Origin of the sequence: Methylotenera mobilis 13 (assembly GCF_000384255.1) — a bacterium.
GTDB lineage: Bacteria > Pseudomonadota > Gammaproteobacteria > Burkholderiales > Methylophilaceae > Methylotenera > Methylotenera mobilis_B.
Genome location: NZ_KB913035.1, coordinates 1,570,312 through 1,587,409 on the forward strand (window position 1 = coordinate 1,570,312; position 17,098 = coordinate 1,587,409).

The 17,098-nt window shown below is 41.7% G+C and carries 24 protein-coding genes; 18 read left to right on the top strand and 6 right to left on the bottom strand.

Annotation, left to right across the window (positions count from 1 at the left end):
- From tmk to A391_RS0107480, 8 genes are all read left to right on the top strand, one after another.
- Positions 1-606 carry a dTMP kinase gene (gene tmk, locus A391_RS0107445; RefSeq protein WP_019898439.1) on the top strand — a complete coding sequence of 202 codons (606 nt, stop codon included), beginning with the start codon at positions 1-3 and terminating at the stop codon, positions 604-606.
- Positions 603-1,601: a DNA polymerase III subunit delta' gene (gene holB, locus A391_RS0107450; protein WP_019898440.1), complete on the top strand. Its 999-nt coding sequence runs from the start codon at positions 603-605 to the stop codon at positions 1,599-1,601. Before tmk ends, holB begins: the two co-directional genes overlap by 4 nt.
- Positions 1,602-1,667: 66 nt before the next feature.
- Positions 1,668-2,051 (top strand): PilZ domain-containing protein, encoded by a 384-nt coding sequence (locus A391_RS0107455; RefSeq protein ID WP_019898441.1) that lies wholly within the window; start codon positions 1,668-1,670, stop codon positions 2,049-2,051.
- Positions 2,052-2,060: 9 nt separating this feature from the next.
- Positions 2,061-2,831, top strand: a complete 771-nt coding sequence (locus A391_RS0107460) for a TatD family hydrolase (RefSeq protein WP_019898442.1) — start codon at positions 2,061-2,063, stop codon at positions 2,829-2,831.
- A 62-nt stretch (positions 2,832-2,893) separates the two neighbouring features.
- Entirely contained in the window at positions 2,894-3,655 is a 762-nt protein-coding gene (locus tag A391_RS0107465; protein ID WP_019898444.1) for an MBL fold metallo-hydrolase, read from the top strand.
- A gap of 79 nt (positions 3,656-3,734) precedes the next feature.
- Entirely contained in the window at positions 3,735-4,115 is a 381-nt protein-coding gene (locus A391_RS0107470) for a hypothetical protein (RefSeq protein WP_029144059.1), read from the top strand.
- 319 nt (positions 4,116-4,434) lie between these two features.
- Complete coding sequence (locus tag A391_RS0107475; protein WP_019898448.1) at positions 4,435-5,214, top strand: TIGR01458 family HAD-type hydrolase; 780 nt, start codon at positions 4,435-4,437, stop codon at positions 5,212-5,214.
- Between the two features lie 69 nt (positions 5,215-5,283).
- The gene (locus A391_RS0107480) at positions 5,284-5,490 is read left to right on the top strand and encodes a DUF6494 family protein (protein WP_029144060.1); all 207 of its coding nucleotides are present in this window, start codon (positions 5,284-5,286) and stop codon (positions 5,488-5,490) included.
- Positions 5,491-5,567: 77 nt separating this feature from the next.
- On the opposite strand, the gene A391_RS0107485 is transcribed toward A391_RS0107480, so the two are convergent.
- On the bottom strand, positions 5,568-5,921 hold the full coding sequence (locus A391_RS0107485; RefSeq protein ID WP_019898450.1) for a 4a-hydroxytetrahydrobiopterin dehydratase: 354 nt from the start codon (positions 5,919-5,921) through the stop codon (positions 5,568-5,570).
- Between the two features lie 226 nt (positions 5,922-6,147).
- On the opposite strand from A391_RS0107485, the gene sufB reads away from it, so the two are divergent.
- The 10 genes from sufB (at position 6,148) to A391_RS0107540 (ending at position 14,944) form a co-directional block, all read left to right on the top strand.
- Entirely contained in the window at positions 6,148-7,593 is a 1,446-nt protein-coding gene (gene sufB, locus A391_RS0107490; RefSeq protein ID WP_019898452.1) for a Fe-S cluster assembly protein SufB, read from the top strand.
- A 10-nt stretch (positions 7,594-7,603) separates the two neighbouring features.
- On the top strand, positions 7,604-8,368 hold the full coding sequence (gene sufC / locus A391_RS0107495) for a Fe-S cluster assembly ATPase SufC (RefSeq protein WP_019898453.1): 765 nt from the start codon (positions 7,604-7,606) through the stop codon (positions 8,366-8,368).
- A gap of 9 nt (positions 8,369-8,377) precedes the next feature.
- The gene (gene sufD / locus A391_RS0107500) at positions 8,378-9,706 is read left to right on the top strand and encodes a Fe-S cluster assembly protein SufD (RefSeq protein ID WP_019898455.1); all 1,329 of its coding nucleotides are present in this window, start codon (positions 8,378-8,380) and stop codon (positions 9,704-9,706) included.
- Between the two features lie 17 nt (positions 9,707-9,723).
- The gene (locus A391_RS0107505) at positions 9,724-10,986 is read left to right on the top strand and encodes an aminotransferase class V-fold PLP-dependent enzyme (protein WP_019898456.1); all 1,263 of its coding nucleotides are present in this window, start codon (positions 9,724-9,726) and stop codon (positions 10,984-10,986) included.
- Positions 10,986-11,426 (top strand): Fe-S cluster assembly sulfur transfer protein SufU, encoded by a 441-nt coding sequence (sufU, locus tag A391_RS0107510; RefSeq protein ID WP_019898457.1) that lies wholly within the window; start codon positions 10,986-10,988, stop codon positions 11,424-11,426. Before A391_RS0107505 ends, sufU begins: the two co-directional genes overlap by 1 nt.
- A gap of 19 nt (positions 11,427-11,445) precedes the next feature.
- Complete coding sequence (locus tag A391_RS0107515; protein WP_019898458.1) at positions 11,446-11,808, top strand: DUF59 domain-containing protein; 363 nt, start codon at positions 11,446-11,448, stop codon at positions 11,806-11,808.
- Between the two features lie 10 nt (positions 11,809-11,818).
- Positions 11,819-12,148 (top strand): Rieske (2Fe-2S) protein, encoded by a 330-nt coding sequence (locus A391_RS0107520; protein WP_019898459.1) that lies wholly within the window; start codon positions 11,819-11,821, stop codon positions 12,146-12,148.
- Positions 12,149-12,298: 150 nt separating this feature from the next.
- Positions 12,299-12,880 (top strand): Yip1 family protein, encoded by a 582-nt coding sequence (locus tag A391_RS0107525; protein ID WP_019898460.1) that lies wholly within the window; start codon positions 12,299-12,301, stop codon positions 12,878-12,880.
- Positions 12,881-13,514: 634 nt separating this feature from the next.
- Complete coding sequence (locus tag A391_RS0107535; protein WP_198291927.1) at positions 13,515-13,955, top strand: DUF4398 domain-containing protein; 441 nt, start codon at positions 13,515-13,517, stop codon at positions 13,953-13,955.
- Positions 13,955-14,944, top strand: a complete 990-nt coding sequence (locus tag A391_RS0107540) for an OmpA family protein (protein ID WP_019898466.1) — start codon at positions 13,955-13,957, stop codon at positions 14,942-14,944. The genes A391_RS0107535 and A391_RS0107540 overlap by 1 nt, the downstream gene beginning before the upstream one ends.
- Before the next feature lie 475 nt (positions 14,945-15,419).
- Here the strand turns inward: A391_RS0107540 and A391_RS0107545 are convergent, their stop codons facing one another.
- The 5 genes from A391_RS0107545 to A391_RS0107560 form a co-directional block, all read right to left on the bottom strand.
- The gene (locus A391_RS0107545) at positions 15,420-15,662 is read right to left on the bottom strand and encodes a hypothetical protein (protein ID WP_019898467.1); all 243 of its coding nucleotides are present in this window, start codon (positions 15,660-15,662) and stop codon (positions 15,420-15,422) included.
- A complete protein-coding gene (locus tag A391_RS0107550) occupies positions 15,655-15,969 on the bottom strand; it encodes a hypothetical protein (RefSeq protein WP_198291928.1) in 315 nt (104 codons plus the stop codon). The genes A391_RS0107545 and A391_RS0107550 overlap by 8 nt, the downstream gene beginning before the upstream one ends.
- A gap of 121 nt (positions 15,970-16,090) precedes the next feature.
- The gene (locus tag A391_RS14435) at positions 16,091-16,339 is read right to left on the bottom strand and encodes a hypothetical protein (protein WP_157261336.1); all 249 of its coding nucleotides are present in this window, start codon (positions 16,337-16,339) and stop codon (positions 16,091-16,093) included.
- Positions 16,332-16,766 carry a VC1465 family Xer recombination activation factor gene (locus tag A391_RS13795; RefSeq protein ID WP_336884722.1) on the bottom strand — a complete coding sequence of 145 codons (435 nt, stop codon included), beginning with the start codon at positions 16,764-16,766 and terminating at the stop codon, positions 16,332-16,334. Before A391_RS13795 ends, A391_RS14435 begins: the two co-directional genes overlap by 8 nt.
- Positions 16,753-17,055: a hypothetical protein gene (locus A391_RS0107560; protein WP_019898470.1), complete on the bottom strand. Its 303-nt coding sequence runs from the start codon at positions 17,053-17,055 to the stop codon at positions 16,753-16,755. The genes A391_RS13795 and A391_RS0107560 overlap by 14 nt, the downstream gene beginning before the upstream one ends.
- Positions 17,056-17,098 lie beyond the last annotated feature (43 nt).

Genomic DNA, 17,098 nt, shown 5'->3' on the forward strand with positions numbered 1-17,098 from the left:
ATGAATGCTAAGTTTATTACCCTAGAAGGGATGGATGGTGCGGGTAAAAGCACACATATCTCTAGTATTATTGAGTTACTGAGTGCTCGTGGCGTAGAAGTTGTTTCAACGCGTGAGCCAGGCGGTACTGAGCTAGGTGAACGCCTGAGAGAGCTACTGCTGCATGAGGCTATGCATCCAGAAACTGAAACTTTGTTAATGTTTGCAGCTAGGCGTGAGCATATTGCTCAGGTGATTAAGCCTGCGTTAGCGCGCGGAGCTTGCGTACTGTCTGATCGCTTCACAGATGCAACCTATGCTTACCAGTGTGGCGCTAAAGGCGTAGACGCTTCAAAAATTGAGCTTTTGGAACACTGGGTGCAAGATAGCTTGCAACCTGATATGACATTGCTATTTGATGTACCTGTTGAAGTCAGCATGCAACGGTTGTCAGCTGCACGTACGCCAGATAAGTTTGAAAGAGAGTCAGCTGATTTCTTCACACGCATTCGCAATGCCTATTTGCAGCGCGCACAGCAAAACCCAGCAAGATTCAGAGTCATTGATAGTAATCAACCGCTAGCAGAAGTTGCGAAGTCTGTGGCGGAAGCGATAGCCTCTTTATGAATGATGCTCAGATCTTCCCATGGCAATCCCAGATATGGGAGCGTTTAGTACATGATAGTCAACGCTTGCCTCATGCTATTCTGCTACATGGGAGGGCAGGCATTGGTAAGTACAATTTCGCATGCAGTTTTAGTCAAGCGCTATTGTGTTTAAATAAAATGCCAAATGGAGGTGCATGTAAAACATGTGCTAGCTGTCACTGGTTTAATGATGATAGTCACCCTGACTTTCGTTTGCTGACCCCAGAACAAGATGCTGAATCTGATGATACCGTATCTAGTAAAAAAACTAAGAAAAAAACACAAATTTCCGTGTCGCAGATTCGAGATTTAAGTGATTTTTTAAGCTTATCAAGTCATCAAAGTAGTGGTATGCGTATTGTTTTAATCCATCCTGCTGAAGCATTAAATGTCGCCTCTGCAAATGCATTACTTAAAATGCTAGAAGAACCTGCCTCTGGTGTGATTTTTATTTTAGTAGCTCATCAATTGCAGCGACTATTACCGACCATTATTAGTCGGTGCCAGAAAATAAACATGCCTGTGCCAAATGAGGAGCAATCACTCGGGTGGTTGGAGGAGCAGGGCGTAAAAAATGCAAAACAACAATTAGCCTATCTAGAGGGATCACCAATTAAAGTACTTTCTGAACAAATGCAATTTGATCAACTGTCTGAAATTTGGAAGCATCTTGCGCTTGGCCCAAAACTGGAACCATATGTGCTAGCACCTTTGTTAATTGCCAATTCAGCTGAAACTGGTGTGATTGCGATTCAAAAATGGATATATGATATGGTTGCTATTAAGTTGGGACAGCAGGTTCGCTATCATTTGCAGTACATCAGCGCTTTGCAAGCTTTGGCGGACAAGGTAAACTTAAGCAGGTTATTCGATATGTATAAAAGAATGAACGAGTTAAGGAAATTAGCCTCACATCCATTGAATCATGAGTTACAGATGGAAGGCCTTCTACTTGAGTACACCAAAATTTTTTAGTTTCAATTTGTTTTGTTAGGTAAATAAAACAAATCATTAAGCAGAGTCCTTCAAAAGAGTTTAATTATGGCTGAAGATATACAAGACGAAATTAAAAATGCCAACACTGTTGCGCCTAAACCAGGTGTTTTGTCACTGGCAATCAAGGAAAAGGCGGCCCTATATGCAGCATACATGCCCTTCTTAGTGGGCGGCGGCTTGTTTATTCCAACAACGAAATCATTTCAAATGGGCGAAGAAGTATTTATGTTACTTAGCTTAATTGATGACCCTGTCAAACTGAAGGTGGTTGGCAACGTCGTTTGGATTACGCCTAATACTCAAGGAAATAAACCACAGGGTATTGGTGTGCAGTTTAATGAAAAAAGCGGTGGCTTAGAAGCTCGCACTAAAATAGAGGGACTTTTAGGTAACGCGCTTAAATCATTACGTGCTACTCATACGATTTAGTTGAAAACCATGCTTGTTGATTCTCATTGCCATCTTAATTTTCCAGAGCTACTAGCTAACCTCCCTGCCATTAAACAGGCTATGCAGGATAATCAGGTAGGGCATGCCTTATGTATTTCGGTGACTTTACCTGATTTTCCTCAAGTGTTGGCACTCGCTGAGGAAAATGAAAATTTTTATGCTTCTGTGGGTGTTCATCCCGATTATGAGGACATTCAGGAGCCTACCGTCGATGAGTTAATCAAACTTGCCAATCACCCTAAAGTGATTGCCATCGGTGAAACAGGTTTAGATTACTTTAGACTGACAGGTGACCTAGAATGGCAGCGTACACGTTTCCGTACGCATATACGCGCTGCGATTGCCACTGGTAAGCCGTTGGTGATTCATACACGAAACTCACCAGAAGATACCTTGCGTATTATGCGAGAAGAAAACGCACAGCAAGTGGGTGGCGTGATGCATTGTTTTACAGAAAGCTTGGACGTTGCATTAGAGGCGATTGCGTTAGGATTTTATATTTCATTCTCTGGCATCATCACCTTCAAAAATGCACAGACCATTAAAGAAGTGGCTAAGCATGTGCCATTAGATCGAATTCTGGTAGAAACTGACTCACCTTATTTAGCGCCAACGCCTTATCGTGGAAAGACAAACCAGCCGAGCTATGTCAAGCATGTGGCTGAGGAGGTTGCTAATCTACGAGGTATTTCTTTTGATGAACTTGCTGCAGCTACGACGGAGAATTTCTTCCGCTTGTTTAAGCATGCTAAGCACTAATTTGTCTAAATTTCTGTGCATAATGAAATTGTAGACGCAGACATCACAGATAAAGGTTGTCAATGCAATTAACAATGTTAGGGGTAGGTTCAAGTGCTGGTACGCCAATGATTGGCTGCCAATGCAATACTTGCGTCTCTACAGATAAACGTAACCATAGAACGCGTTGCTCAAGTGCTATCACGTTGGATAATGGCAACGTGATTCTTATCGATACAGGGCCAGATTTGCGTCATCAAGCTTTGAGAGAAGGTTTGATGAATGTGAATGCCGTGCTTTACACACATACACACGCTGATCATTTACATGGTATTGATGATTTGCGCGCTTACTGTCAAAAACAGCGCTGTCAAATTCCGCTATATGGCAGTCCTGATGCAATGCGACATATCGCAGATAAGTTTGGCTATACGTTGCGTGAAGCTGGTGATTTTTGGGATTTACCCATTCTGAAAGTAAATCCAGTTGTTGCACCTTTCACATTATTTAACCAAGTCATCACACCGATTCCAATCAAGCATGGACATAGTGATATATATGGCTACCGGATTGGTAACTTAGTATATTTAACCGATGTATCTGCTATACCTGATACATCGATGGCACTTTTGAAAGATGTTGATGTTTTGTTATTAGATTGTTTGCGTGTTACCCCACACTATAGCCACATCAATGTGGAACAAAGCCTTGCTTTCCTTAGTCAGATAGGGGCGAAAGCAACGTACTTGATTCATATGACGCATGAGTTGGAATACACTGCACTCAGTGCACAGCTTCCTGATAATGTGTTTGTTGGCTACGATGGATTAAAAATTACGATTTAGTAGTAAACCAATTAATCAGTGAGACGTTTGTTAAAGCACCGATAAATGAGATAATAAAGCGTTAATTATGGAGATAGATATGCAATTTAGTATTAAGAAATTATTGTTAACCGTCGCGATGGCTTCTTTTTTGGCCACCTCAATGTCAGTGACGCATGCTGCGCCTCCTAAAACATACACTGAGAATGAGTTTTTGAATACATTTAGCGGAAAAACTAAAAAAGTAATCACCGATAAGTTAGGCGTACCTTTTAAAAAGGAAATGTCAGTTAAGCCATCTGGTGCTAATACAGTAATGCTCAAGGCTGGTGCCGATGAAAGTAAATCTAAACCAGTTAAAGTTGAAATGTGGTACTACAAAAACATCGTGAAATATGACCCAAAACGTACTTACAAAGAAACTGAAATTACATTTGTAAATGACAGAGCAATGAACATTGCGTTCTTTAACAATCGTTAATTCCCAAATAGCTGATACCTAAATAGCTGATAGAAGCATAGCTTTGTAGATCGCATAAGTTATGCTTCTTGATGGCTATCCATTTAAAACCTTATTCTATTCTCACCATCCAACCATTAGTCTAGATGAGACTGTTGGTTTAAATTCTCTTTAGCTTAACGACAGTCTTTGGTTTAAAACTACACGACTTGGTTTAATAAGACACTTAATTTGCGTATTTTTGCGATATTATTGATGTGTGAATAGACTTTTATTGCTTCATGTTGTGTCTATCGTCATTGATATCATTTGCTAACCTAGTGTGGAGGTGAAGCCAAATATGAACAATTCGCTATCAATTAAAGGTATTTTATTTGATCTAGATGGTGTGCTTTATACTGGCACCAGCCCCATAGAAGGGGCAGTTGATACAATCAAAGCAATACGCACTAGTGGTATTCCTTGCCGTTTTGTTACTAACACCAGCACATTATCATTAGCTACGTTACACAAAAAAATCAATGCCTTGGGCTTTGATATCCCTGCAAATGAGCTCATCAGTGCGCCTCAGGCTACCTTGCTTTATTTAAGGAAGCAACATCACCCTGTATGCCGTTTATTATTAGCCGAAGATGTTAAACAAGACTTTAATGAGTTTCCACAATCAGAGGCTAACCCCGACTATATTGTGATTGGCGATATTGGTAATGCTTGGACTTATGCGTTACTGAATGACGTTTTTAATGCGCTGATGAATGGCGCTAAGTTAATCACCATTCATAAAAATAAATTTTGGCAAACCGAACAAGGGCTACAAATGGACATAGGTGGTTTTGTTAAGGCGCTGGAGTATGCAAGCGGAGTTAATTCAATGGTTATTGGTAAGCCATCTTCTGACTTTTTTCGAATTGCACTTGATGATATGGGTCTTATGCCTTCTGATGTGATGATGGTAGGTGATGATATTGATGTAGATGTGGGCGGTGGACAACAAGTTGGCCTAAAAGGGGTTTTAGTAAAAACAGGGAAATACCGCCAGAGTTATGCTGATGCATCGACCATTAAACCAGATCTCACCATAGATTCAATTGCAAACTTATTAGGAGTAATAGGGTTCTAAGATTGAGTATTTAAAGATTTTTCTATGTATGTGTCATCAATAATTCAACCATTCAATGTGGAGTTTAATATGAACAACGATACTTTCAATATGAGCATTCGCCAGTTTTTGAAAATGGTGGGTATTAATTCCCAGAGAGAAATTGAGCAGGCTGTGGCGCAAGCATGCGCCAAGCGTGAACTACATGGTAACGAGAAATTGCCAGTAAAAATGATCCTTGGAATAGGCGCGTTGAACCTTAATGTTAGCTTTGATGGTGTGGTTGAATTAGATTAATATAATCAATAAGATAATTGTTAAAGTTAAGTAATCACATTGAATTTTTTGCTTAATAATTTTAGCTAAGCGTTGGTTTATGTAGTGATCTGATTATCGACTAGGGTATTTACTTTAGATGCCATGATAAAGTCATTTTCATGCAGTCCGTTAATTTTATGAGTCTGGAAGACAACGCTACAATATCCCCAACCAATAGTAATGTCTGGGTGATGTCCTTCTTTTTCACAAAGATTTCCAACTTGCTGCGCTAGTGCTAAGGCATCAATAAAGTTTTTAAATTTAAATGTTTTCTTGATTTTTGTTGCATCGTCTCGTAGCTCCCACCCTGGCGCTAAAGGTAGGTACTTATTAGCAACTTCACTAGTCATTGGTGAAACCCCACCTTGGCATGGTGTACATTGCTTATTGGTCAAGTCTAGTTGGTTCATGAAAAAATTTCCTTTTCTTTTTTTAATTTGCACAGTGATATGACAATCATTAACTAAATTAGTTGTTTTATATTCGGAATAGCCAAATTGAACTTAAGTTGGATTTAATAAGTCACATTTTGTGTGGCAGTAATTTACAGTGTTGTTTATATCTGCTAAATCACCGCCAAATAGTTGATTTAGGCACTACTTAGAGCGGTCTAGACAATCAAGTGGTGGTATTTATATGACTACTACCCAACAGTTAAACGAGCTAATTAACCGTGAGTATCAACACGGTTTTTACACTCAGCTAGAGGCTGACACAATCCCCCTTGGTCTGAATGAAAGTACTATCAGGCTTATTTCTGCTAAAAAAAACGAACCAGCATTTATGCTGGAGTGGCGTTTAAAAGCTTATCAGCATTGGTTAACACTTTCTGAGCCACGATGGGCTAATCTGGATTGGTCACCTATTGATTATCAAAATGCTTACTATTATTCTGCACCTAAATCAGAGAAAAATGGTCCGCGCGATTTATCAGAGATTGATCCTGAACTATTACGCACATACGAAAAGTTAGGGATTCCATTAAAAGAGCAGAAAATGTTGGCTGGTGTGGCGGTTGATGCTGTATTTGATAGTGTTTCTGTTGCAACGACCTTTAAACAAAATCTATCCACGCTTGGTATTATTTTTTGTCCGTTTTCAGAGGCAGTACAAAAGTACCCTGACTTAGTAAAACAATATCTTGGCTCAGTGGTGCCATACACCGATAATTTCTTTGCAAGCCTCAACGCTGCTGTATTTAGTGATGGGTCATTTTGCTACATTCCGCCTGGTGTACATTGCCCAATGGAGCTTTCTACTTACTTTAGGATTAATGCAAAGAATACTGGTCAATTTGAGCGTACGCTTATTATTGCCGACAAAGATGCTTACGTGAGTTATTTAGAAGGCTGTACTGCGCCAATGAGAGATGAGCATCAATTACACGCAGCGGTGGTAGAGCTCATTGCATTGGAAGGGGCACGTATCAAATATGCGACTGTTCAAAACTGGTACCCTGGTGATAAAGAGGGTAAAGGCGGTATTTATAATTTTGTGACGAAGCGTGGTGATTGCCGAGGTGAAAAATCACATATTTCATGGACTCAGGTAGAGACTGGCTCGGCGATTACTTGGAAGTACCCAAGTGTAATTTTACGCGGCAATGGTTCAGTGGGTGAGTTTTACTCTGTTGCTTTAAGCAACAATCATCAGCAGGCTGATACAGGCACTAAGATGATTCATATTGGTCGCGATACTAAAAGCACGGTGCTTTCTAAAGGGATTAGTGCTGGTTATGGTCAAAATACATACCGAGGTCTGATTAAAGTATTATCAGGCGCAGAAAATGCACGTAACTATACGCAATGTGATTCGCTATTGTTAGGTGAGCATTGTGGTGCACATACATTTCCATATATTGAAGTAAAGAACCCAAGTGCAAAGGTTGAGCACGAGGCCTCAACCTCACGTATTGGCGAAGAGCAGTTGTTTTATTGCACACAACGCGGGATATCACCTGAAAATGCAGTATCCATGATTGTCAGCGGTTTCTGTAAGGCTGTGTTTCAAGAGCTGCCAATGGAGTTTTCTGTAGAAGCACAAAAATTGCTTGGGGTTAGCTTAGAAGGTAGTACAGGTTAGGAGAACCATCATGCTATCGATAAAGAATCTGCATGTGTGTATTGATGGCAAAGAAATATTGCGGGGCATTAACCTTGATGTAAAAGCAGGGGAAGTGCATGCCATCATGGGCCCTAATGCCTCTGGAAAAAGTACATTAGCTCAGCTTCTGGCTGGTAGAGAGATTTACAAGGTAACAGCTGGTAGTGTGCATTATCTTGGACGCGATTTATTAGCCATGTCACCAGAGCGCAGAGCATGCGAGGGTGTGTTCTTAGCTTTTCAGTATCCAGTTGAAATACCAGGCGTTAGCAATGCGCTGTTTCTTAAAACCGCATTAAACGCCATACGCAAATATCATCGCTTACCAGAACTTGATGCGATGGATTTTTTAACACTGGTCCGCGAGCGAATGAAACGGGTAGGCATGGATGAGGCTCTATTGTTACGTGCGGTGAATGAGGGCTTCTCTGGTGGTGAGAAGAAGCGTAACGAGATTTTACAGCTGAATATATTGCAGCCAAGGCTAGCTATTCTTGATGAAACAGACTCTGGACTTGATATCGACGCGCTAAAACTCGTTGCTGACGGTGTAAACGATATGCGAGGGGCTGATCGAGCCATTATCCTTGTGACTCATTACCAGCGTTTATTAGACTATATTGTGCCAGATGCTGTGCATGTACTATCACAGGGATGTATCGTCAAATCTGGCGGCGCTGATTTGGCTAAAGACTTAGAGCGCCATGGATACAATTGGCTTGAAACTGGAGATTTAATCAAACAAATCGCTTAGGGGGCATCAATGCATGTGCAACCACAATCTTGGCAGAATGTTGAGCTATCGCTAGTGCCAGATGCGTTAGCTGGGCATGACTCGCCTTGGATATTGGCAGCTAGGAAAACGGCATTCAAACGTTTTTCTGAGCATGGTTTCCCTACTAAACGCGAAGAAGAGTGGAAATACACGGATGTATCGTTGATTAGTAAGCGTGGCTCGCTAGCTCCCGACAATATTCCACCAGATGCACCTTCAGAGGCAAAGTTGCTGGCATGGGCATTGTCTGGTGAAGGGATGCATTTAATGGTGTTTGTGAATGGTCATTTTGATTCAGAACTATCTACGATTGATGATTTACCCGATGGTGTACAGTTAAGTAGCTTGGCTGACATGCTTGATGGTGATGCTAATCTACCTGAGTCACTGTTTAGTCAGCAGCATGAACATACCATTTTTGCAGCATTGAATAATGCTTTTGTCACTGACGGTGCCGTGCTGAAAATTGCGCCAGACACTGTGTTGGAAACGCCAATCTACCTTTTTCTGATTGCTAGTGGGCACGGCGTGGCGATTTATCCACACATTATCGTGATGGCAGGGGAAAACTCAAGTGCTACTGTCATTGAGCATTATATGGGCACACTTGATGCACATAACTTTACCAACGCAATCACACAAATCAACGTAGGCGCTGGTGCAAAAATTGAACATTGCAAACTTATTCAAGAAGGACCTGCGGCCTTGCATATTGCTGGGGTTCACGCAGAGCAATCAAAAGACAGCAGTTTTACTTCTAGATCATTTGTATTTAGTGGGCGCTCAGTTCGCAACGATATTACCTCTAGCCTGAATGAAACAGGATGTTTATGTACCTTTGATGGACTATACCTGTTAGATGATAAGCAGCATGTAGACCATCACACACGTATTGACCATATAGCACCATGCTGTACTAGCCGTGAATATTATCGAGGCATACTTGATGGAGAGTCTAGAGGCGTATTTAACGGTAAAGTCATCGTTCATCATGGCGCTAATCAAACGGATGCTCATCAGACTAACCATCATTTACTACTCTCTAAACAAGCTGAAATAGATACTAAGCCACAACTTGAGATTTTTGCAGATGACGTGAAATGCACGCATGGGGCTACAGTAGGTCAGCTAAGTGATGAAGGTTTATTTTATTTACGCTCCCGTGGCCTAGATGCCGATACGGCACGTTCAGTGCTTATTTATGGTTTTGCTAATGACATTATTAACAGAATAAACACCCCGTACTTACGTCAACGCATTGAGCATCTTCTGCTAGACCGTTTGCCTCAAGGGGACATGGTCAAGGAGTTACTATAAAAATAGGTGAGTTTAAAATGAACGCCCATACACATAGTTCGCTTGAGTCAGACATTAAAAATCACCTTAATGTACAGCGTTGGAGACATGATTTTCCAATACTGCAAACACGCCTGTATGGTAAAACACTCGTTTATTTGGATAACGCCGCCACCACACAAAAGCCTTATACAGTGATGGAGGCAGAAAATCACTATTATCGTTACGATAACGCAAATGTGCATCGTGGCATCCATACATTAAGTCAGCGTGCAACAGAGGCATTTGAGTATGCCCGAGTTGCACTACAACACTTAATTAATGCCCAATACGCACATGAAATAATATTTGTGCGGGGCACGACAGAAGCCATTAATTTAGTTGCACAAAGCTATGGTCGAAGTAGATTTAAAGCTGGTGACGAGATTATTGTCAGTGGCATGGAGCATCATTCTAATATTGTGCCTTGGCAGATGTTATGCAAGCAAGTTGGCGCCATTCTACGTGTGATACCAGTGGATGATGCAGGTGAGTTAGATCGTAACACTTATGATGCATTACTTTGCCAGCGTACTAAGCTAGTAGCAATCACGCATGTTTCCAATACGCTTGGGACGATTAATCCAGTAAAGAGAATGATTGATGCCGCACATGCTCACCATATTCCCGTATTGCTAGATGGCGCACAAGCCATAGCACATTTACCCGTCGATGTTCAAGATTTAGACTGCGACTTCTATGCCTTCTCTGGTCACAAACTATATGGCCCAACTGGAATCGGCGTATTGTATGGTAAATCTGCGCTCTTGGATGATATGCCACCATATCAAGGGGGAGGGGATATGATTAGCTCAGTCAGCTTTGAGGCTACTACTTACAATAAGCTACCCTATAAATTTGAAGCGGGTACGCCGAATATTGCAGGGGTTGTTGGTGTAGGTGCTGCGGCAAATTATCTGAACAGCATTGGTTTTGATGCAATCGTAGGGCATGAACAAGCACTATTACGCTATGCCACTGAATTAATCTCTGAAATTCCTGGGTTACGTATCATCGGTAATGCATCCAATAAAACAGGTATTCTGTCATTTGTATTGCAAGGACTTCATCCACACGATATTGGCACTTTTCTCGATAGACAAGGTATCGCAGTACGCACAGGCCATCATTGCACGATGCCACTGATGGAGCGGTTTGGTGTTCCTGCCACTGTAAGGGCATCATTCGCACTTTACAATACTATTAGTGAAGTTGATAAATTAGCAGAGGCTATTTATCAAGTGAAGGAGGTGTTCAAATAATGAATGATCTTCGAGAGCTTTATCAAGACCTAATATTTGATCATTATCGCCAACCGCGAAACTACGGGCCGTTAGAACACGCAAACCGAAAGGCCGAAGGCTACAATCCACTGTGTGGAGATAAAATATCACTCGCCATGATAGTGAAAGACGGCGTTATTAGTGATATTCGTTTTGAAGGCGTTGGTTGTGCGATATCTACAGCATCGGCGTCACTAATGACTGAGTCGCTAAAAGGGAAGGATGAAGGTGAGGCGCTTAATATGCTAAAAGACTTTCAAGCATTAGTGACTGGTGTTGCCGTACCAGATGCAATGGGAAAGTTAACTGTATTAGCTGGCGTGCAGGCTTTTCCTCAGCGTGTTAAATGTGCAACACTGGCTTGGCATACGATGCAAGCTGCATTAAAAAACACCACTGAGCCAGTCTCTACAGAATGAAATAGATTGTGAGTATCATATGATGTTTGACTGGAAAAAATTTGCAGATCAACAACAGCAAAGTAAGCCTCCAAGTAAACAGGAACTTGAGTTGCGACTCATTGAAATGTTGCGGACAATATACGACCCAGAACTTCCTGTGAATATATACGACCTTGGCTTAGTCTATAAGCTTGAGACAGAAGCATCAGGAAGGGTCAACGTTACCATGACGCTTACTACGCCCAACTGTCCAGTGGCGCAAAGCTTTCCAGAAACAGTCAGGGAAACACTGCTCTGTGTGCCTGGAGTTAACGCTGTAGAAGTGATGTTAGTGTGGGACCCACCTTGGAGCCGTGACAACATGTCTGAAGCGGCAAAACTGCAACTGGGCATGCTTTAGGAGATAAATCATGAGTGATTGGGTAGATGTAGCCGCAGTAGAAGACTTTCCATCAGGTACTTGCCGCACAATAGTGAGTGATGAGGTATCTATTGCAATTTTCAATATTAATGGTCGTTATTATGCGATTGAGAACAAATGTACCCATGAAGACGCTGAGCTTTCTAGCGGAAAATTAGAACAAGATGTGATTGTTTGTCCATTACATGGCGCTCGTTTTTCACTGCTCACTGGAGAAGCATTAACTGCCCCAGCTTATGAAAACCTACGTACATTTCCAGTAAGGATCAATAACAGTTGGATTGAAGTAGACACTGAAGCAGAGTGGAATGCTGCATAATTTTAAAATGTTAAATATTAAATTCAATATAATTATTTAACAGAAGTACTTGAATTATAATGAATTAGTGCGTAAATTACCGAAAGAAACACAAGATTTAGAGTTAATGATACATAAGCTAATGACCAATTTTTTTGGGAGGGTAGTTTCATGAGTCTTTTAAATTTATTCTGGATGTTCTTTGTACCAACTAAAGGTTGGCGTCATCTGGTACAGCGTAAATACTCTATGCACAGGCTATATCTATTGCATGTTGTGCCAATGTCATTAATACCCCCGCTTTTCATCTACTGTGCAGCAGGTAAATATGCTGGTGATTTGCTTCCCGTTTTATCGAACTCAAAACTATTACTTGTCGCTGTAATTCTGTTTATTATTGAACTAGCTGCCGTACCAGTGATGGCGTTAATTGTGAGACAACTAGCTGAGGTGGCAGAAATTCACCCAACCTATCATCAGGCATTCACCTTGGCAGCGGTCGCACCCACGCCATTATGGCTAGCCCCCGTCGTTTTTCTAATTCCTGATATGACATTTAACCTAATTGTATTAACGATGGCGCTAATGGCCACTGTAGGGTTTATCTATTATGGTGTTCCTGCGGTATTTCATATAAAAGAACGCGGCCATGCAATTCTTTTATTTGGCGCTGTCATGACTGCGGGCGTCATCGGCTGGGCACTTTTAATGATTGTCACCTTGGTAGTATTGGGTAGTGTGCAAAATCTATAACAAATACTGTTAAATGGATAGCGTAGGGTGGTTGTCGCTTCATTTGTAGGCGTCAATAGTTAGTTGCTGCTTATAACAAAAGTTAGTGGCTAATACCTTGCTATGTCAAAAGGTTTCCGTTTCTAATCGTTATGATGCTCACAACAACAGAGCTCTTTCACTTGTAGATATTTCAGCTTTTAGTATCAAAATATATCTTATTAGGCTCATTGATTAGTCTCTAGTTGAGTTTAGAGATTATTGAATATCCGTTAAACTCTATGGTAGCCAACATATGGTTAATCAGTAGATGATTGATCAAATTCAAAAAAGTAGAGTGCTCATCAACACCTCTAAAAACCCACCAAAATCAGGCTTTGCATCTAATTTTCAAGCTACTGAGTTTCATTGCAAGACTTGCTATTATTGAGCAAAGTTTATCGATCTTCTACAGTCTTCAACCTTAAGCATCGTGCAATACATGCCCCTCAAATAGCTAACTAAACCTTTAAAACAACAGCGTGTATATTTACTCTAGAGTAATAAACCACCCGACGGCCTATGTACGCCAGTGCACGGAGTAACGCACTGCAGTATGGGATACTTACTTCATTATCTAGGTAATAAGTGCCGCAACTCATACAAGGAGAAATACATGGCTAAGACAATACATTTACCAAAGGCAAAAGGAAGTAACTGTTTTCCGTTACGACTCTCAACCATTCCAGCAAGAAAGTCGATGGGAACCACATTCTTGGCATTGTTGATCCTTAGTGGTTGTGCATCAACGCCACAACCACCTACATCAGATTTACTAGCAGCTGAACAAGCGATTGCTAGTGCAGAACGAGCACGTGTCGCAGACTATGCGTCGGTTGAACTGAGTGATGCGCGCGATAAACTATCGGCCGCCCGTAGTGCAGTAAGAGAAGAAAAAATGGTTCAGGCTCAGCATCTTGCCCAACAGGCAAAAGCTGACGCTGAGCTAGCTTCTGCCAAATCTGAAGTAGCCAAGGCACGTATAGTTAACGAGCAGATGCAAAAAGGTACCGACACACTAAAGCAGGAAATGCAGCGTAAGACAGGAGATCAATAATGAACACACAAATTAGTAAAACCAAAACACTGATAGCTACCGCAGTAGCATCTGTAATTTTAGTGGCGTGCTCAGCTACACCAATTCAGCCAGTTCAGGTTAACAATGCTCGCAGTAAGTTGACACAGTTACAGTCTGATCAGCAGCTCGTAAAGCAAGCACCAGTTGCGATTAAGGAAGCGGAGGAGGCTGTGCGTGCCGCCGAGGAAATTCAGGGGGACAAAGAAAAAGGTGCACACTTGATGTATATTGCAGAACGCAAGGTTGACATCGCTCAGGCACTGGCAGAAAGCCGCCTGTTAGTAGACCAGCGTACAACCTTGAACCAGCAACGTGAGAGCGCACGTCTCGATTCACGCACGCAAGAAGTTGACATCGCACGCAGCAAGACCGAATCAGCACGCATGGAAGCACTTGCTGCAAAGCAAGAAGCTGATAGTGCTCGTAGCAATGCTGAATCAGCACGTATTGAGACACTAGCTGCGCAGAAGGAAATTGATAGCGCCCGGAGTAGCGCGGAGTCTGCACGTCTAAACACACTAGCTGCACAACAGGAGTCTGCCAATGCTCAACAAAAGACAGCTGACTTGCAGCGCCAGATTGCAGAACTTAATGCAAAACCCACTGAACGAGGTCTAGTTGTGACACTTGGAGATGTGTTATTTGACACTGGAAAGTCTGAACTTAAGAGTGGCGCAGCCACAAATCTCGCCAAACTAGCTAGCTTCCTCAATCAGTATATGGACCGCTCGGTGCTTATCGAAGGTCACACCGACAGCGTAGGCAACGAGGGCTACAATCAGGCTTTGTCACAACGTCGTGCAGATTCTGTAAAGGTCTGGTTGATGAAGCAGGGTGTAAATTCGGATCGCCTCGTCACATCTGGCAAGGGTGAAATCTCACCGGTCTCTGGCAACGATAGCGCATCTGGTCGCCAGATGAACCGACGCGTTGAAGTCATCATTGAAAATACTGATGCGACCCCTTAGTAAAAACCAGTTAGATTATTTAACCATTATTAATGATCTAATCATATTAAGATCTAATCTAGGTGTAAATTTTAAATTTCCTGATTCAAACATATAAAGCATAAAACACCTCGCAACAGTTTAATTGACTAACGACAGTTCGAGGTGTTTAGTTATATAAGCAATTAAACATGTTCTTTGTACATAAATTTTTCCTAGAGCATGAAATTTTTTGTGGATACAATACAGCTAGAAAATTCTCCAACAGTTGAATGACAATGCTTGTTCATGTGTTAATGAAAAGCCATATGAAGCCTCTGGAGGCCTTGTTGCGGTTGTGTGTGACATACTTGACTCCTTGCGTCACACACCAAGTAACTACATACTTCATTTCGTATAATGTATAGGAAATCTAATTCAGTTTTGTAGATTGAAACTTAGCTTTACGTTTTAATTTAATTTTGTTGGATACTGGATATCAACCAATGAAGGATTTTCAAACCTCGCTTTCATGTTTTATGAGTGCAGTTTTTTTAATATTCCCTGACTGGCTAAACTTACGCAAAGGCGCGCGCAAGCCAAATGTACATTGCAACGGCCATTGAATTTGCCACTCAGTGCCGACCTTTTCACCAGTAATACGACCTTGTGAGAGCAGGGCACGAACACGACGAGTTGAACAACCTAAGAAAGAGGCCGCGCGTTTAGTATCAACAAATTCAGGATTGCTTTTACTCATTAGGCACAAACCTACCATTAAGAACCAGCTTTCCATCAAGCATAGAAACAACACCACCATGCAAATTAACTGATTGTACAAAGTCAGTGATAAGCTCATAAGCCTGTTGGTATTCAGGATTCTGCATGGCGCGGAACGCTTCACCTCTATCAGTTGCTAAAGTAACGTGATACTCCCTGACAGTTTTACGAAGAGCATGACGCACAACTTGAGAGATAGTTGTTCCTAAATACTCACATGCAATATCAGCCTCCTTTTTCTCCTTAGGATGAATACGAACAGTTAAATTAATCAAATCAGACATCATTTTCCTCTCTGTGCATTGCACATAATTATTTTATTATCTTTACAATATAAAAAAATAATAAAGCCATATATAACGGGGTTTCCAATACCCTGTTACATAATTTTTGATTCCCCCCGTGTTACTAGGGGGGGTGACTCACTGAGCAGCTAGCTAATGCTAAGATGCTCAGTGAGTCAGCAACACAGTAAAAACCATTTAAAACCATGTCTACAGGGCGCGAAATCACCCTTAGTGAGCTATGAACATTAACATCACGCGATAGACGGCTTAGAAATGGGATAGGGTGCGTGTCTACATGGGGGAAGCGAGTTCCCCCATACCCCATAGAATGAGAAGAGGCGATTAAAGGCGTTTTTAGTGCATTAATCATGCTTACCCCCTGACACCAAGCGCAAAGTAGGTTTAATGCGGACTATTTGCGCCTCTTGTGTTGTTGCATTTCGGCGTTCATAATCAGCTTGCCAGTAACGTGCCATTGTGAAGTAGTGCGTTAGATATGTAAGTTCATGTTGTCGGAAGGGTCTGCCCACGGGTGACCAAAGGGTGTCGCCTTTGATTACCCAACCTTTCCAAGCCTCAGGCAACATTTCACCGTTGGCGAGGTAGCGCAGTAGCTTAAAAGCGGAATAGGGAATGCGGGTCACACCGCTTTCCCAATGCGCTACCGTTCTACTGGTGACCTGTAATAGCTTAGCCACCTGCTCAACGCTCAATCGGTTTATTTTCCTAAGTTCCACGAATTTTTCTCTATCAATAGGCTTGTATGGCTTGCGCTTGTATTTCTTAAGCCGTGGCACTTACAGACGTTGACAATATGGGCATATTGTCATTGGCAGAAAGATGTTCGTAATGAAGCATCAAGGCATCAATCAAAGGATTAAGTAAATCACCGCTGTATTGAGTTGGATCATTTACAAGCTGCCGCTTGTTTAATGGGTTATTAAAAGCGAAATGCTCAAAAGCATAATCAAAATCAACAATTGTTTTAGCAAGATTGTTAGAGCCAGAAAGCTCAAAACTGGCGAAAGCAATTGACGCCATTAAAAGTTCGAGTTGTTGCTTATTGAATTGCGGAAATTCTTTCATTTTTTGTCCTTTTAGCTAAGAGCCAGGGAGAGTACGCGCGTTC

What these genes read in the sequence shown, in the direction of transcription:
- A391_RS0107460 (WP_019898442.1), top strand. Translation starts at nt 2,061, where the DNA reads ATGCTTGTTGATTCTCATTGCCATCTTAATTTTCCAGAGCTACTAGCT.
- A391_RS0107480 (WP_029144060.1), top strand. Translation starts at nt 5,284, where the DNA reads ATGAACAACGATACTTTCAATATGAGCATTCGCCAGTTTTTGAAAATG.
- sufD (WP_019898455.1), top strand. Translation starts at nt 8,378, where the DNA reads ATGCATGTGCAACCACAATCTTGGCAGAATGTTGAGCTATCGCTAGTG.
- A391_RS0107505 (WP_019898456.1), top strand. Translation starts at nt 9,724, where the DNA reads ATGAACGCCCATACACATAGTTCGCTTGAGTCAGACATTAAAAATCAC.
- A391_RS0107525 (WP_019898460.1), top strand. Translation starts at nt 12,299, where the DNA reads ATGAGTCTTTTAAATTTATTCTGGATGTTCTTTGTACCAACTAAAGGT.
- A391_RS0107520 (WP_019898459.1), top strand. Translation starts at nt 11,819, where the DNA reads ATGAGTGATTGGGTAGATGTAGCCGCAGTAGAAGACTTTCCATCAGGT.
- A391_RS0107485 (WP_019898450.1), bottom strand. Translation starts at nt 5,921, where the DNA reads ATGAACCAACTAGACTTGACCAATAAGCAATGTACACCATGCCAAGGT.
- sufU (WP_019898457.1), top strand. Translation starts at nt 10,986, where the DNA reads ATGAATGATCTTCGAGAGCTTTATCAAGACCTAATATTTGATCATTAT.
- sufC (WP_019898453.1), top strand. Translation starts at nt 7,604, where the DNA reads ATGCTATCGATAAAGAATCTGCATGTGTGTATTGATGGCAAAGAAATA.
- sufB (WP_019898452.1), top strand. Translation starts at nt 6,148, where the DNA reads ATGACTACTACCCAACAGTTAAACGAGCTAATTAACCGTGAGTATCAA.
- A391_RS0107515 (WP_019898458.1), top strand. Translation starts at nt 11,446, where the DNA reads ATGATGTTTGACTGGAAAAAATTTGCAGATCAACAACAGCAAAGTAAG.
- A391_RS0107535 (WP_198291927.1), top strand. Translation starts at nt 13,515, where the DNA reads ATGGCTAAGACAATACATTTACCAAAGGCAAAAGGAAGTAACTGTTTT.
- A391_RS0107540 (WP_019898466.1), top strand. Translation starts at nt 13,955, where the DNA reads ATGAACACACAAATTAGTAAAACCAAAACACTGATAGCTACCGCAGTA.
- A391_RS0107470 (WP_029144059.1), top strand. Translation starts at nt 3,735, where the DNA reads ATGCAATTTAGTATTAAGAAATTATTGTTAACCGTCGCGATGGCTTCT.
- A391_RS0107475 (WP_019898448.1), top strand. Translation starts at nt 4,435, where the DNA reads ATGAACAATTCGCTATCAATTAAAGGTATTTTATTTGATCTAGATGGT.
- holB (WP_019898440.1), top strand. Translation starts at nt 603, where the DNA reads ATGAATGATGCTCAGATCTTCCCATGGCAATCCCAGATATGGGAGCGT.
- A391_RS0107545 (WP_019898467.1), bottom strand. Translation starts at nt 15,662, where the DNA reads ATGAGTAAAAGCAATCCTGAATTTGTTGATACTAAACGCGCGGCCTCT.
- A391_RS0107560 (WP_019898470.1), bottom strand. Translation starts at nt 17,055, where the DNA reads ATGAAAGAATTTCCGCAATTCAATAAGCAACAACTCGAACTTTTAATG.
- A391_RS0107550 (WP_198291928.1), bottom strand. Translation starts at nt 15,969, where the DNA reads ATGATGTCTGATTTGATTAATTTAACTGTTCGTATTCATCCTAAGGAG.
- A391_RS0107465 (WP_019898444.1), top strand. Translation starts at nt 2,894, where the DNA reads ATGCAATTAACAATGTTAGGGGTAGGTTCAAGTGCTGGTACGCCAATG.
- A391_RS14435 (WP_157261336.1), bottom strand. Translation starts at nt 16,339, where the DNA reads ATGATTAATGCACTAAAAACGCCTTTAATCGCCTCTTCTCATTCTATG.
- tmk (WP_019898439.1), top strand. Translation starts at nt 1, where the DNA reads ATGAATGCTAAGTTTATTACCCTAGAAGGGATGGATGGTGCGGGTAAA.
- A391_RS0107455 (WP_019898441.1), top strand. Translation starts at nt 1,668, where the DNA reads ATGGCTGAAGATATACAAGACGAAATTAAAAATGCCAACACTGTTGCG.